This window comes from Nocardia sp. NPDC058176, assembly GCF_042883805.1.
GTDB lineage: Bacteria > Actinomycetota > Actinomycetes > Mycobacteriales > Mycobacteriaceae > Nocardia.
The window spans coordinates 12,830-28,099 of sequence record NZ_JBHVVA010000002.1; the positions used below are offsets into that span (position 1 = coordinate 12,830).

Sequence of the window (15,270 nt, forward strand, 5' to 3'; positions counted from 1 at the left end):
CGGCGACGCTTGCCGTTCAGGCCACCGTGGCTTGGAGCCGGGAGCCGGTGCGCCCGCGGAGGACGTGGAGGCGGCTGGGGATGCGCTGGCGCATCTCGTCGACGTGACTGACCACGCCGACGACGCGGCCGCCCGCGCGGAGTTCGTCCAGTACGCCCATGACGGCGTCGAGGGTGTCGGCGTCGAGACTGCCGAAGCCCTCGTCGATGAACAGGGTGTCCAGGACGACGCCGCCGGATTCGGCGGCGACCACGTCGGCCAGGCCGAGCGCCAAAGCCAGTGAGGCCATGAAGGTTTCGCCGCCGGAGAGGGTTTTCGCGGAGCGTATGGCACCGGTGTAGTCGTCGCGGACGTCGAGGCCGAGGCCGCCACGGCGACCGCGTGGACCCGCCTTGTCCGAGTGAACGAATTCGTAACGCCCACCAGACATTCGGCGCAGCCGCAGCGAGCCCGCCACCGCGACCTCCTCGAGTCGCGCGGCCAGCACATACGACCGCAGCGACATCCGCCGATTGTTCTCACCGCGACCAGCGACCACCTCGGCCAGCCCGGCCAGCTCGTCGAAAGCCCGCTGCTCGGGCGCGATCCGCTCTACCTCACCCCACAGCTGCGCCCCCAGCCGCTCGAGCTGGGCGACCCGCTCCGCCGCCGCCGACTGCGCGGCTACCGCCGCGGTCAGCGCACGCTGTGCCTGCGCGAACCGCTGCTCCAGCTCGCCCAGGTCACCGGGCACCTGCTCGGCCGCCGCCCGGATCTGCGGCTCGGCCAGCACGGTCTCCGCATGCGCGCGCGCCCGATCGGCGGCGGTGAGTTCGGCTTCGATCGCGGCCTGCTGCTGCGCGGTGCGCGCGACAGCGGTGACAACCTTGGCGTAGGCCGTGAGAAGCGCGATGTCGTCGCGAGGCGCGGCAGGCTCGACCTCTTCGACCGAGACTTCGTCGCTGGGCGCTTCGTCGAAAAGGTCGAACAGACTGGGCATCTCGGGCCCGACCGAGATCGCACGCGACCGATCGGCCCGCCGACCGGAACGTCCGGCAGCAGACTGCGCGGATTCGGCGTCCTCGCCGTCCGCGTCGATCCCGGACACAACCTCCCCGTCGGCCCCAGCACTGAGCTCGGCATCAATGCCCACACCGGAGCGTGGTTCCGCTCCCGGCGAGTCCGACGCCTGACCGGCCATCGGCGCGGCGGGGACTTCGAATCCTTCGGCGACGAAACCAGCTGTGCGGGCCAGGGTTTCCACGCGGGTGGCGATGCGGCGGACGGCGTCGCGGGCGGTGGATTCCTCGGTGCGGGTGGTGCGGAGGGTGGTGGCGGCGGTGACGAGGGATTCGAGACGGGTGGTGCGGGCTTCGACGGTGGCGTCGGCGCCTGCGGCGGTGCGCAGGCGGAGGGTGAGTTCGTCGAGGCGGGTGCGGGTGGCGGCGATGTTCGCGGTGACGGTGCCGAGGCGGGAGTCCAGGTCGCGGGACTGCTCGTGGAGCTGGGACTCCTCGGTGCGCAGGGTGTCGAGGCGGGTGGTGAGCGCGGCGGCGCGATCGGCGGTGTCGGCGGCGTCGTCGAAGCGGTGGGTAGCGGTGCGGACGGCGTCGGCGAGGGTGACGGGGTCGGCGTCGCCGCCGCGGGCGGTGAGCGCCTCGATTTCGCGTTCGATGGCGCCGATGCGCTCGGCGATCCGGTCGCGAGCGGCCTCGGCGGCCTGCTCGGCGACGGTGGCGGTGTCCTCGGCGTCCTTGGACACCGCGTCGTCGGTGGGTTGGGCCGGTTCGGGATGTTCGGCGGAACCGCAGACTGTGCACGGCGCGCCCGCCTCCAGCGCACCCGCGAGTTCGGCCGCCATCCCGGCCAGGCGGCGGGCGCGCAGATCGAGCACGCGCTCCCTGGCATCGAGGTGAGTCCTGCGGGCGGCATCGAGTTCGCCCTGCGCCCGATCCAACGCCGGTCGCTGCCTGGACAATTCGACGGCAGCCGCTGCGGAGTCCTGCCACTTCGCCAACTCGCTACGCAGCCCGGGCAGCGCGGCGGCGGCATCGGTCGCCTCGCGCAGCTGTTCCTGCGCGCCGGCGATCACCGTCGGCAATTCGATCCGCCGCCCACCCAACTCGGTGGCACGCCGGGCGAGCTGCGCCGCCTCGGCTTCGTGCGCGGCCAGATCGGCGGCCAACTGATCAGCGGTCACCGCATCGGCACGCACCTCACCGAGCACCCCGAGCAGCGCATTCCACTGACTGATCGCGGCATCGAGATCCCCGACGACGTCCCGGACACCGGCCACCGACACACCGGCCTTCGATCCGGATCGCGCGACGGCTACGTCCCCATGACGCGGACGCCACCCGTCAGCACCTGCGGTGACCCCACCAACCGACCGGCCGATGCCCTCGCGAGACGGGCGCGACCCACCCGCACCAGCGGCAGCACGATCAGCGCTGCCACCGACCGATCGCCCATCGATTGCCTCTGATGCTTCGGCATCGGTCACGACGGTCAGCAGGTCGATACCGGCGATGTCGACCGCGGCCGGGGCGCGGAGCTGGGCTGCCAGTGCGCCGGCGGCGGTTCGTGTGGACGATTCGGCGCGGCGGAGGGCACGAACTGCCGATCGGGCCTCGTCGATGGCCTGGACGACGGGTTCGGCGCGGCGGGCCTGTTCGAGTTCGCGGGTCAGTTCGGCGCGATGCGGCGCGGCGGCGGTGTAGGCGGACAGTTCGGCTTCGGCGGCGGCCATGCGCGAGTGCAGGTCGGCGAGGCGGCGCTGTTCCTCGGCCTCGGTGCGGGCCTCGGCCGATTCCTTCTGGCGCAGATCGGCATCGGTGTTCGCGTCGGCGAGTTCGGTCCGGGCCTGGGCCAGGAGTTCCTGTGACCAGGCGACCGCGTCACTGGCCTCGACCGACTCCGCGCCGCTGAAACCCGCGGCCATCCCGACCTTGGTGATCAGCCGATCGATGCCCTGACGATGAGTGTCGAGGGTGGCTCCGGCGGCGCGACGGCGATCGGCCAACCACTGTTCTGCCGTGCCGAAACGCTGGGTGTCGAAGAGCTTTTCGAGCAGCTTCTCGCGCTCCTCGTTCTCGGCGCGCAGGAAGCGGGCGAAATCGCCCTGCGGCAGCAGCACCACCTGGAAGAACTGGTCGGCGCTCATGCCGAGCAGGCGCAGTACCTCCTCGCCGATATCGGTGATCCTGGACAGGTTCTCGCCGCTGCCGTCGAGCCAGGTGAGGTTGGCTTTGGGCTGGAGCGTGCGGGTGCCCGACCCGTCCCGCTTGGGCCGCTCGAACTCGGGCACGCGGGTCAGCCGGAGCTTGCGACCGCCGAGCGTGGCTTCCAGGCTCACCTGGGGCGGCGTCTGCGGATCGGCGTGGTCGGAGTGCAGGCGCTTGCTCTCCCCGCGCGCGCCGGGCACCTTGCCGTAGAGGGCGAACGCGATGGCGTCGAGCACGGTCGTCTTGCCCGCGCCGGTGTGCCCGTGCAGCAGGAACAGCCCGTCGGAGCCGAGCGCGTCGAAGTCGACGACGGTGGTCTCGGCGAACGGGCCGAACGCGGTCATCTCCAGCCGATGCAGCCTCATTCGGCGCCGCCAGCGAACCCGGCGTCGGGATTCACGCCGTCAGCTCGGCGGCATCGGGCACCGCGTCCGGGTTCCGGGGCCGATCGGGCTCGCTGACCGCGGCCGCCAGTGCTCGCTCCACCCATGCCATCTCCCCCTCGCTCGGCGTACCACGCACGTCGGTCAGAAAACTCGCCGCCACCTCGGCATCACGGCGGCCGTGCACGCGCTCCCGATAGCGCAGTTCCGGATTGCCTTCCGGGCGAACCCATTCCACGTGCACCGCGTGCGGGAACCGGTCGCGCAGTTTACGCATCGGATCGACCGGGCGGGTGCTGTCAGTCAGTGTGGCCGACACGTAATGCGCTTCGGCGGCAGCGAATTCGGCACCGGCGAGCAGCTCTTCGAGCGTGCTGGTGAGCCTGCTCAAGCCACGGACCAGCGGTAGGTCGCGGCGCTCGACCGCGGCGAGGCCGGTGGCGTCGAGGTCGACGATCCAGACCGCCTTGCGATGCGAACTCTCACCGAAGGAGTACGGCAGCGGAGAACCGCTGTAGCGCACCGACTCCGAAAGCGTCTGCGGCGAATGCAGGTGCCCCAGCGCCACATAGTCGATGCCGTCGAAGGCCGACATGGGCACCGTCTCCACCCCGCCGACCGAGATGGACCGTTCGGACCCGGTGGCCTCGCCGCCGACGACGAAGGCGTGCGCGAGCACCACCGAACGCACGCCGGGCCGGGCGGCGCGATCGGCGTTGATCCGCGCCATCGCCGCGTCGAGGATCTCCGCGTGCGAGCGGGCCTGCGGCACACCGAGTTCGGCACGGGTGATCTCCGGTTCCAGATACGGGATGCCGTAGAAGGCGACCTCGCCGTCGGCATCGGCGAGCAGCACCGGCCGATCCGCGTCGGCCACCCTGGTGCACAGGTGCAGTCCGCCCGCGGCGGCGAAGCTGGCGCCCGCGCCGAGCCGGGCGGGCGAATCGTGATTGCCCGAGGTGGCGATGATCGTGGCACCGGCGGCCCGGATCGCCTCGAATCCGCGATTGCAGACCGCGATGGCGTCGGCACCGGGGATGGAGCGGTCGTAGACATCGCCCGGCACCACCACCACGTCGACCGATTCGGCGGCGACCAGTTCGGCGATGGCCGAGAGCGCCCGCGCCTGATCCGCCAGCAGGTCGACACCGTGAAAGGTGCGCCCGATGTGCCAATCGGAGGTGTGCAGGATCCGCATGCCGCGAACCGTAGGGCACCGCACCGACAGAATTCAATCGACGCACTACATCGGTGTAATTCTTCGGCGTGGCGACATGCCGGGCCACCACGCCGGGTTGCCGGGGGATTGCGAGTTTGTCGGTGCCCTCGGGCACCATCACCGCTATGACCGCTTCGATGCTCGTCGCGCTCGTCTTGGTTTTCGGTGCCGGGTTCGGTCTCGGCTGGTTGGGCCATGCCGCCCGCGGTGGGCAACGCACCGCCGCGGCGGAGGCCAGGCTGGCCGCGGCCGGGGACAACCAACGGTTGCTGCAGCAGTCGCTGCACGCGGCGAACGAGGATGCGGCGCGTCGGCATTCGGCCGCCGTCGGCGCGCTGGTCGATCCGCTGCGCGACGCGGTCGGCGCGCTGGAGCAGCAGATCCGGCAGGTCGAGCATCACCGGATCGACGCGTACTCGGGGCTGCGCGAGCAGGTCGCCGGGATGCAGCGCACCTCACACCGGCTCTCCGATCAGACCGGGCAGCTGGTCGCCGCCTTACGGGCGCCGCAGGTGCGCGGTCGGTGGGGTGAGATCCAGCTGGAGCGGGTCGTCGAACTGGCCGGGATGACCAGGCACTGCGATTTCGACACCCAGGTGAACCGGTCGGGCGGTGACGACCGCGGCGCGGTCCGGCCCGACATGGTCGTGCGGCTCGCCGGTGGCAGGCACATCGTGGTCGACGCGAAGGTGCCGTTCTCGGCCTACCTCGACGCCGCGACCACCGACGACCCGACCAATCGCGCTCAGCTGCTGGCCCGCCACGCCAAGCAACTGCGCGCCCACGTCGACCAGCTGTCGGACAAGGCGTACTGGGCGGCCTTCGATCCGGCACCGGAATTCGTGGTGCTGTTCGTGCCGGGCGACCCGTTCCTCGACGCCGCCCTGACCACCGACGCGGGACTGCTCGAGTACGCGTTCGGCCGGAACGTGATCCTCGCAACGCCGACGACATTGATCGCGCTGCTGCGCACCGTCGCGTTCAGCTGGCGCCAGGAAGCGCTGTCCCGCGATATGGCAACGGTGCAGCAATTGGGCAAGGAGCTCTACACCCGGGTGGGCAAGGTCGCCGAGCACCTGGACAACCTCGGCGTGAATCTCGGTAAGGCCGTAGCGGCTTTCAACGCCACGGTCGGCTCGGTGGAGTCGCGGGTGATGGTCACCGCGCGCCGGATGCACGATCTCGGCATCGCCGATCAGGAGCTCCCGGCAATCCGGCTGACCGACACCAGACCGCGCGTCGTCGCCTTCGCCGAGGCCGAGGATCGCCACTGAGTTCCTCGTGCCGCGACGCCTGACGGGCGGTTGTGCAGTTAGTGTCATAGTGTGGCTGCTTCCCAACGTGCGCGACCCCGGGTGCCCGCGCCGCAACGCTCGATCGTTCCTTCGGTGCCCGGCATCCCCGCTCTGGCGGCGGTTCTGCTCGCCGTCGGCGCGACGATGCTCGGGTTCCTGATCGACGGGCTCGGTGGCGAGACCTACCCGACCGGCACGTTCTCGGCGCTGTATGTACTCGGCTGCGTGCTCGCGGTGTGCGCGGTGCGGATGCGCGGTCTGTTCTCGACCATGGTGCTGCCGCCGCTGCTGCTGTTCGTCGCGGTGCCGGTGGCCTGCCACCTGCTCGGCGGGCGCGCGACCACCTCCGTCAAAGACGTGCTGATGAACCTGATCATCCCGCTGGTGGAACGCTTCCCCACGATGATGCTGGCCACCGCGCTGGTGCTCGCGATCGGCGGCGCCAGGATCGCGATCGCCAAGCGGGCCCCCGCCACCGCCAAGCCCGCCCCGGCCGAGCGCAGGACCGAACGCAAGTCCGAACGCAAAGCGGAGCGCAAGCCGGCCAACCGCCGCCGGCCGGCACCCGCGGGCGATCTGGGCGACACCGGCCGCAGGCGTCCCCGCCGCGCCACCGCCGTCCTCGACGATCCCGATACCGAAGTCGACATGGCCAGCCCGGCCCGCCGCCCCGCGCGCCCGCAAGAGCCCAAGCGGGCACCCGCCGAACCCAAGCGCGCGCCCGCCGCGCGGACCAGGGAACCCCGCGCCCGTGGCGGCGCTCCCCGCGAGGCCGAACCGGCCCGCACGCCCCGTCGGCGCGGTGACGCGCCACCGCATCCGCAGCCGAACGTGCGCTACCGCGACCGCGACGCCGGCCGCACCGAACGGCGCCGACCCGACAACGTCTGAGCCACGAAAAATCCCCGCCGCGATCACGCGACGGGGATTTTTCGTCTGTGGTTCGGTTCCGCTCCGGGCGTCAGCGCTTCGCGGCGGCGTCCCGGCGCGCGGCGCGCAGCTCACGCGGCAGCGAGAACACCAGCGTCTCGTTGGCCGTCGTCACCGGCTGCACCTCACCGAAGCCGTGCTCGGCCAGCAGCTCGAGCACACCGGTCACCAGGATCTCCGGCACCGAGGCACCGGAGGTGATGCCGATGGTCTCCACGCCGTCGAGCCAGGCCAGGTCGACCTCGCGGGCGTAGTCGACCAGATACGACGCCCGCGCACCGGCGCCGAGGGCCACCTCGACCAGGCGCACCGAGTTCGACGAGTTGCGCGAACCGACCACGATCACCAGATCGCATTCGGGCGCCATCGCCTTGACCGCGGTCTGGCGGTTGGAGGTGGCGTAGCAGATGTCGTCGCTGGGCGGATCCTGCAGCGTCGGGAAGCGCTCGCGCAGCCGCTCGACGGTCTGCATGGTCTCGTCGACCGACAGCGTGGTCTGCGACAGCCAGATCACCTTGGCCGGATCGCGCACCGAGACCTTGTCCACCGCGTCGGGTCCGTCGACGAGCTGCACGTGCTCGGGGGCCTCACCGGCGGTGCCCTCGACCTCCTCGTGGCCCTCGTGGCCGATCAGCAGGATGTCGTAGTCGTCGCGGGCGAAGCGCTTGGCCTCCTGGTGCACCTTGGTGACCAGCGGGCAGGTGGCGTCGATGGTGCGCAGATTCCGTTCGGCGGCGGTCTCGTGGACGATCGGCGCGACACCGTGGGCGGAGAACACGACCAGCGCGCCCTCCGGCACCTCGTCGGTCTCGTCGACGAAGATCACGCCACGCTCGCGCAGCGTCTCCACGACGTGGCGGTTGTGCACGATCTCCTTGCGCACGTAGATGGGCGCACCGTGCTTCTCCAGCGCCTTCTCCACGGTCTCGACGGCGCGATCGACGCCTGCGCAGTAACCGCGCGGCTCGGCCAGCAGCACGCGCTTGCCACCGGCAGCAGTCGCGCCCGCCGAGCGCGCGATACCGACGTTCAAGGGAATTGCCGAGGTCATATCCCACAGCTTACGTGCGCTCGACGGCGGGTATCCGGTGGGATCGAGGGGCGAAAGTCACATCCGGGCAGGCTGGACCTTTGCATCACACGCGGTTTACGGCAGGCTGGTGGCATGTTTCGACCTCCGTTCGTGGCCCGGGTCGCCGCCGGTGCCGCCGTATACGCCTTAGAAGAGACGCGGCGGTTACCTGTCGCCGCCGTCAATTTCCCGATCACCGCGCTCAGTCGCGTGCTGCAGACGACCATGCATCTGCAGCAGTTCGTCACCAGCCTCGCCCTCAAGGGCGACGTGGTGTTCGAGCGGCTCGGCTCGGCGCCGCAGGAACAGCCCGAGTGGGCCACCTTCGACGAGGACATCGAGCCGGCGCCCGCCGCGACCAACGGCCACACCAGTCGCTTCGATCTGTTCGCCGAACCGGCACCGGGCGAGTCGACCAATGGCAGGGCCGTGCCCGCGTCGCTGCTGGTGCTCGAGACCGAGTCCGAGGTCATCGAGCCCGCGCCGGTCGAGGAGCCCGCCGTCGAGGCGCTCGCGGAGGTCGAGGCGCCCGAGGTCGCCATCCGCTACGACTACCCGACGATGACGCTGGCCCAGCTGCGCGCCCGGCTGCGCATGCTGACCGTCGAGGAGCTCGGCCAGCTGCTGGCCTTCGAGGAAGCGACCCGCGCCCGCGCACCTTTCGTCACCATGCTGACCAACCGAATCGCCACCGTCCAGGCGAAGTGATCTCCAAGCGGCCGCAATCCGCGCCCACGGCGCTGGATGCGGCCGCTTTGTTTTGTGTCGGAGCCGCCGCGTATACCTGACGTATGACTCAGGACGGTGCCGCGCCCGCTCCGGCAGGCGCACCGGCGAATTCGGCGGAACAGCCGTATCCGGTGCGTTCGGTGGCCGTGAAGGTCGCCCAGTGGATCGAACGGCTCGGCAGTATCTGGGTCGAGGGGCAGGTCACCCAGATCAATCTGCGGCCCGGCACGCGCACCGCGTTCCTGGTGCTGCGCGACACCTCCGCCGACATGTCGCTGTCGCTGACCTGCGATCCCGATCTGCTGCGGCGGCTGCCGGTTCCATTGACCGAGGGCAGCCGGGTGGTCGTCTACGGCAAGCTGCAGTTCTTCACCGGCCGGGGCACGATCTCGTTGCGGGTCACCGAGATCCGCGCGGTCGGGATCGGTGAACTGCTGGCGCGGATCGAACGGTTGAAGCAGCTGCTCACGGCGGAGGGGCTGTTCGACGCGCGGCTCAAGCGGCCGTTGCCGTTTCTGCCCGCGACGATCGGGTTGATCACCGGGCGGGCCAGCGCGGCCGAGCGCGATGTCCTCAGTGTGGCCCAGAATCGTTGGCCCGCAGTACGTTTCGTCATTCGTAATACGGCGGTGCAGGGGCCGACGGCGGTGCCGCAGATGCTGACGGCGCTGGCCGAGCTCGATCGCGACGACGAGGTCGAGGTGATCGTGCTTGCGCGTGGTGGTGGCAGCACCGAGGATCTGCTGCCGTTCTCCGACGAGGCACTGTGCCGGGCCGTCGCCGCGGCGCGAACGCCGGTGGTCAGCGCGATCGGCCACGAGCCCGACAACCCCCTGCTCGATCTGGTCGCCGACTTGCGCGCGGCCACGCCCACCGATGCCGCCAAGCGCATCGTCCCCGATGCCGCCGCCGAGCTGGCCGGGGTCCGCGAGATGCGCGCGCGCTCGGCGGCCGCGCTGCGCGGCTGGGTCGAGCGCGAGTCGCACACCCTGACGCAGTTGCGTTCCCGGCCGGTCCTGGCCGATCCGCTGCGCGAGCTCACCCATCGCCACGACGAGGTGGAGCGGCTGCGCGCCACCGCGCAGCGCGACATCGAACGCTTCCTGCGCACCGAGTCGACGGCCACCCAGCACCTGCGCGAGAAACTCACCGCCGTGGGTCCGGCCGCCACGCTGGCCCGTGGTTACGCTGTCGTGCAGCGCGTGGCAGGGCCGGAACGCCATGTCGTGCGGTCGATCGAGGACGCGCCCGCGGGCAGCCAGCTGCGGATCAGGGTCGCCGACGGCGCGGTCTCCGCGGCGGCACTCGGTACCCAGCGCCTGACGCCGAAGACCACCGACGAGAACAGGGAGTGACCGTGGCCGACGCCGGTTCCGACACCACCGACACCATGGCCGAGATCGCGGCCTTCGGCTACGAGCGCGCCCGCGACGAGCTGATCAATGTCGTCAAGATGCTCGAACAGGGCGGCCTCGACCTCGACGACTCGCTGGCCCTGTGGGAACGCGGCGAAGCGTTGGCCGCCCGCTGCGAACAGCACCTCGCCGGTGCCCGCAAGCGAGTCGAGGACGCCCTCTCCCGCGCCGATCTCGACACCGCCGAATAGGGCCACCGGTTCACACGGCGCAATTCCTGCTTTACGGCACCGAAACACGGTGCGGGCAGGCTGGGCAATCCATTGATCGGCCCCGAAGCACCGTGGAGTACCTCTGATGTCGCCTGCCGAAGCCCTCACGCGGCTGCGCACCGAACTGGGACCGATCGATCACTCCACCGACACCCGCAAACTGCGCACCAAGAGCCGTGACCTGTTCGGCCAGAGCCCGGTTCTGCGCGACCTGTTGCGCGGGCACAATGCCGAGATCTTCATCGCGCCACGCAACAAGGAGGAGCTGCGCACCGCGGTCGCGGCCTGCGCGCGTCATCGCGTCCCGATCACCGTGCGCGGCGCCGGTTCCGGCCAGTTCGGTCAGGGTGTGCCGCTGAGCGGCGGCGCCGTGATCGACGTGACCGCGCTGACGGGCGTCCTCGGCTGGCACGGTGATCGCGGCAGGCAGCTGCCACGGAGTGTGCGGGCGCTGACCGGCACCGTGGTCGCCGACATCGATGCCGAGATCCGGCCGTCCGGCTGGGAACTGCGCATGCATCCGCCGACCGCGCAGAAGGCCACCGTCGGTGGGTACATCGCGGGCGGGCACGCCGGGGTCGGCAGCTGCCAGTGGGGCATCCTGCGCGACACCGGCAACATCACCGCGTTGGAAGTGATGACCGTGGAGGAACATCCGCGGCTGATCGAGCTGCGCGGGCGCGATGTGAACACCGTGCACCACGCCTACGGCGCCAACGGCATCATCACCGAGGTCGAACTGCCGGTCGCCCCGGCGTGGGAATGGCACGAACTGGTCATCTCGTTCCCGGAGTTCGAGCAGGCCGCGCGCTTCTCGGTCGACCTCTGCCACAGCGACGGCGTGCTCAAGAAGGTCGTCTCCCCGCACGCGCACCCGCTGCCCCAGTACTTCACCGGGCTGGCCGGACTGATCCCCGAGGGCGAGGCGATGGTCCTGGTGATGGCGGCGGTGCAGTCGGTGCCCAACGTGGAGGATCTGGTGCACGCCAACGGCGGCCGGATCCGCTACCGCTGCCTCGAGGGCAAGGGGAGCTACGGCGTCCCGCTCTACGAGTTCACCTGGGGACATTCGCTGATGCACTACCAGCGCCGCGACCCGGCACTGATCGGTCTGCTCGCGCTGTTCCCGAAGCCGACGCTCTACGAGTCGATCGTGCGCGTGCACCGCGAGTTCGGCGAGCTCGGCCCGCTGCACGTGGAGATGAAACGGATCGACGGCGGCCTGTCCTGCCAAGGTTCACCGGTGTTCGGGTACGAGGGCCGCGAGCACCTGGCCGAGGTCATCGAGCGGTTGCAGCGGGCCGGATTGTCCATCGTCAACAGCCACACGCCGCTGCTCGGCGCGGGCGGGATGAAACCGTGGGGACAACGCGAAGCCGCCTTCAAACGCGACTTCGACCCCTACGGCCTGCTCGCGCAGGGCAAGGCCGACGACGTGCTCCTCGCGGAACGGATCTCCACCTCGACCGCGCTGCCCAACACCGGCTGGTCCTACCAGCTGAGCAACTGACCCGCCGATCAGCCTGCCAGCGGCTGGGCGGTGGTGATCGCCTGGGCCAACGTGGTGAAGGCCGCCTCGTTGCCCGCGCCGGTGATCAGGATGCGCACCGCGCCGAGATCGGCGATCCAGGCGGTCTCTTCGGTCGGCTCGGTGTAGACGACCCACTTCTGGCCGCCGACATCGACCGTGCCGGTGGGATAGCGCGAGCCGAGCACGTGCCGGGAGAAGGCCTCTTCCGAGGCGCTGCTCTGCGAGTACCGCATGTAGGTGGCCTGCGGGGTGATGTAGCCGACCGTGCTCACCGGACCGCCACCGGCCACGGCGATGGTGTCGCGGCTACCCGAGTTCGACTGCCAGCCCTCGGGCAGCTCGGGGTTGCGGATGGGGAACGACAGGGTCTTGGCGTCGGACTTCAGCGCGGCATCGGCGTCGAAATGCGGGATCTGACCCTGGGTCGGACCGTTCGTCGCCACCGTGCACTGGCTGGCCGCACCGGCCAGGACCACCGCGATCAGCACCAACGGGATCAGCGACCAGAACAGATCACGGTAGTCGTTGAAGATCCGGTGCTTCTTCTGCGGGGACACGACCACCAGTATCCACTCGTGCCCTGACCAGGACACCAAGGGGTCGCCGCAGGAGGTACTGCACGGGCGTGCCGGTCCGTAATGCGACAATTGCCCCCGTAACACCAACGCCAAGGAGGCACTCCGCAATGACGGCATCATCGCCCGCCCCCAGCCGCCGCGAGGCACCTGACCGCAACCTCGCACTCGAGCTGGTGCGGGTCACCGAGGCGGGAGCGATGGCGAGTGGCCGTTGGGTCGGCCGTGGCGACAAGGAAGGCGGCGACGGCGCGGCGGTCGACGCCATGCGTCAGCTCGTCAGCTCGGTGTCCATGAAGGGCATCGTCGTCATCGGCGAGGGCGAGAAGGACGAAGCGCCGATGCTCTACAACGGCGAGCTCGTCGGCGACGGCACCGGTCCCGAGGTCGACTTCGCGGTCGACCCGGTCGACGGCACCACGCTGATGTCGAAGGGCTCCCCCGGCGCCATCTCGGTGCTCGCGGTCGCCGAGCGCGGCGCCATGTTCGACCCGTCCGCGGTGTTCTACATGCACAAGATCGCTGTGGGCCCCGACGCCGCGGGCTCGATCGACATCAACGCCCCGATCGGCGAGAACATCCGCCGCGTCGCCAAGGCCAAGCGGCTCTCGGTCTCCGACCTCACCGTCTGCATCCTCGACCGCCCCCGCCACGCCGAGATCATCCAGCAGTCCCGCGACGCGGGCGCGCGCATCCGACTGATCTCCGACGGCGACGTCGCGGGCGCCATCGCCGCGGCCCGCCCCGAGTCCGGCGTCGACATCCTGGTCGGCATCGGCGGCACCCCCGAGGGCATCATCGCCGCCGCCGCGCTGCGCTGCCTCGGCGGCGAACTGCAGGGCAAGCTCGCCCCCAAGGACGACGAGGAGCGCCAGAAGGCGATCGACGCCGGCCACGACCTGGACCGCGTGCTCTCCACCACCGACCTGGTCTCCGGCGACAACGTCTTCTTCTGCGCCACCGGCGTCACCGACGGCGACCTGCTGCGCGGCGTGCGCTACTTCGGCGGCGGCGCCTCCACCCAGTCGATCGTCATGCGCTCCAAGTCGGGCACCGTCCGCATGATCGACGCCTACCACCGCCTCACCAAGCTCCGCGAGTACTCCTCGGTGGATTTCGACGGCGACGACAGCGCCAACCCGCCCCTGCCCTGACATCGATCGGTCGGGGCCAGGAGCCCCGACCGATCCCCGGTGTATTCCGCGACACGGTGTGGGATTTTCCGCTGACGTGGGAACACCATTCCGCCGGTTCTCGTCCTAGGGTCGTTGGTATGGCTGACGACGACGCGCAGTACCGGATCGAGCACGACACGATGGGGGAGGTTCGCGTTCCCGTCGACGCCCTGTGGCGGGCGCAGACGCAGCGAGCCGTGGAGAACTTCCCGATCAGCGGACGGGGGCTGGAGCGGGCGCAGATCCGGGCGCTCGGGTTGCTCAAGGCCGCGTGCGCCCAGGTCAACAAGGATCTGGGGCTGCTCGATCCGGGCAAGGCCGATGCCATCGTCGCGGCGGCCACCGAGATCGCCGAGGGCAAACACGACGATCAGTTCCCGATCGATGTGTTCCAGACCGGCTCCGGCACCAGCTCCAACATGAACGCCAACGAGGTGATCGCCTCGATCGCGGCGCGCGACGGCGTCACCGTGCATCCCAACGACGACGTGAACATGTCGCAGTCGTCCAACGACACCTTCCCCACCGCGACCCATCTGGCCGCCACCGAAGCGGTGATCACCGAACTCGTTCCGGCACTGGACCATCTGCGCCTGGCGCTGAGCGACAAGACCGAGCAGTGGCACACGGTGGTCAAGTCGGGCCGCACCCACCTGATGGACGCGGTGCCGGTCACCCTCGGCCAGGAATTCGGCGGCTACACCCGGCAGATCGCGGCGGGCGTCGAGCGGGTGATGGCCACGCTGCCGCGCCTGGGCGAACTGCCGATCGGCGGCACCGCGGTCGGCACCGGCCTCAACGCGCCCGCCGGATTCGGCGCGAAGGTCGTCGCGGAACTGGTGCGCCGCACCGGAATCGACGCACTGCGCGTGGCACAGGACAGCTTCGAGGCCCAGGCCGCCCGCGATGGTCTGGTCGAGGCCTCCGGCGCGCTGCGCACCATCGCCGTGAGCCTCACCAAGATCGCCAACGACATCCGCTGGATGGGCTCGGGCCCGCTGACCGGCCTGGGCGAACTCCAGCTGCCCGACCTGCAGCCCGGCAGCTCGATCATGCCCGGCAAGGTGAATCCGGTACTGCCGGAAGCGGTGACGCAGGTGGCGGTGCAGGTGGTCGGCAACGACGCCGCGATCGCCTTCGGCGGTGCCAGCGGCGCGTTCGAGCTCAATGTCTACATCCCGGTGATGGCACGCAACCTGCTCGAGTCGATTCGCCTGCTGGCCAATGTGTCCCGTCTCTTCGCCGACAAGTGCGTCGTCGGGCTGGTCGCCAACGAGGAGCACCTGCGCACCCTCGCCGAGTCCTCCCCCTCGATCGTCACCCCGCTCAACTCGGCCATCGGCTACGAGGAGGCGGCCGCGGTCGCCAAACAGGCACTGCGCGAGAAGAAGACGATCCGCCAGACCGTCATCGACCGCGGCCTGGTCCCCGGCAAGCTGACCGAGGAAGAGCTCGACGACCGGCTCGACGTCCTCGCGATGGCGAACGTCGACCGCAAGCCCTGACACGACGAACGGCCCGTCACCTCGCG

The 15,270-nt window shown here is 70.3% G+C and carries 12 protein-coding genes; 8 read left to right on the forward strand and 4 right to left on the reverse strand.

Features of this window, described 5'->3' with window-relative positions; translation table 11 throughout:
• Positions 1-16: 16 nt before the first annotated feature.
• Together ACFVVM_RS12610 and ACFVVM_RS12615 are read right to left on the reverse strand one after the other, a co-directional pair.
• Complete coding sequence (locus ACFVVM_RS12610; RefSeq protein ID WP_387616896.1) at positions 17-3,568, reverse strand: AAA family ATPase; 3,552 nt, start codon at positions 3,566-3,568, stop codon at positions 17-19.
• A 31-nt stretch (positions 3,569-3,599) separates the two neighbouring features.
• Positions 3,600-4,784, reverse strand: a complete 1,185-nt coding sequence (locus tag ACFVVM_RS12615; RefSeq protein ID WP_387616898.1) for an exonuclease SbcCD subunit D — start codon at positions 4,782-4,784, stop codon at positions 3,600-3,602.
• A 146-nt stretch (positions 4,785-4,930) separates the two neighbouring features.
• Here ACFVVM_RS12615 and ACFVVM_RS12620 point away from each other — a divergent pair, with 146 nt between their 5' ends.
• Together ACFVVM_RS12620 and ACFVVM_RS12625 are read left to right on the forward strand one after the other, a co-directional pair.
• The gene (locus ACFVVM_RS12620) at positions 4,931-6,079 is read left to right on the forward strand and encodes a DNA recombination protein RmuC (protein WP_387616900.1); all 1,149 of its coding nucleotides are present in this window, start codon (positions 4,931-4,933) and stop codon (positions 6,077-6,079) included.
• A gap of 51 nt (positions 6,080-6,130) precedes the next feature.
• Positions 6,131-6,991, forward strand: a complete 861-nt coding sequence (locus ACFVVM_RS12625; protein WP_387616902.1) for a DUF6542 domain-containing protein — start codon at positions 6,131-6,133, stop codon at positions 6,989-6,991.
• Positions 6,992-7,061: 70 nt separating this feature from the next.
• Here ACFVVM_RS12625 and ACFVVM_RS12630 read toward each other — a convergent pair whose 3' ends face one another.
• Positions 7,062-8,081, reverse strand: a complete 1,020-nt coding sequence (locus ACFVVM_RS12630) for a 4-hydroxy-3-methylbut-2-enyl diphosphate reductase (RefSeq protein ID WP_387616903.1) — start codon at positions 8,079-8,081, stop codon at positions 7,062-7,064.
• 114 nt (positions 8,082-8,195) lie between these two features.
• On the opposite strand from ACFVVM_RS12630, the gene ACFVVM_RS12635 reads away from it, so the two are divergent.
• The 4 genes from ACFVVM_RS12635 to ACFVVM_RS12650 all read left to right on the forward strand — a co-directional run bounded on the left by ACFVVM_RS12635 (position 8,196) and on the right by ACFVVM_RS12650 (position 11,968).
• A complete protein-coding gene (locus ACFVVM_RS12635; protein WP_387616905.1) occupies positions 8,196-8,810 on the forward strand; it encodes a lipid droplet-associated protein in 615 nt (204 codons plus the stop codon).
• Positions 8,811-8,893: 83 nt separating this feature from the next.
• The gene (gene xseA, locus ACFVVM_RS12640) at positions 8,894-10,186 is read left to right on the forward strand and encodes an exodeoxyribonuclease VII large subunit (RefSeq protein ID WP_387616907.1); all 1,293 of its coding nucleotides are present in this window, start codon (positions 8,894-8,896) and stop codon (positions 10,184-10,186) included.
• A gap of 2 nt (positions 10,187-10,188) precedes the next feature.
• Positions 10,189-10,437 (forward strand): exodeoxyribonuclease VII small subunit, encoded by a 249-nt coding sequence (locus tag ACFVVM_RS12645; protein WP_387616909.1) that lies wholly within the window; start codon positions 10,189-10,191, stop codon positions 10,435-10,437.
• A 106-nt stretch (positions 10,438-10,543) separates the two neighbouring features.
• Positions 10,544-11,968: an FAD-binding oxidoreductase gene (locus tag ACFVVM_RS12650; RefSeq protein WP_387616910.1), complete on the forward strand. Its 1,425-nt coding sequence runs from the start codon at positions 10,544-10,546 to the stop codon at positions 11,966-11,968.
• Positions 11,969-11,976: 8 nt separating this feature from the next.
• Here the strand turns inward: ACFVVM_RS12650 and ACFVVM_RS12655 are convergent, their stop codons facing one another.
• Entirely contained in the window at positions 11,977-12,546 is a 570-nt protein-coding gene (locus tag ACFVVM_RS12655; RefSeq protein ID WP_387616912.1) for a DUF4245 domain-containing protein, read from the reverse strand.
• Between the two features lie 128 nt (positions 12,547-12,674).
• On the opposite strand from ACFVVM_RS12655, the gene glpX reads away from it, so the two are divergent.
• Entirely contained in the window at positions 12,675-13,718 is a 1,044-nt protein-coding gene (gene glpX, locus ACFVVM_RS12660; RefSeq protein WP_387616914.1) for a class II fructose-bisphosphatase, read from the forward strand.
• A 119-nt stretch (positions 13,719-13,837) separates the two neighbouring features.
• Entirely contained in the window at positions 13,838-15,244 is a 1,407-nt protein-coding gene (locus ACFVVM_RS12665) for a class II fumarate hydratase (RefSeq protein WP_387616916.1), read from the forward strand.
• Positions 15,245-15,270: the final 26 nt, after the last annotated feature.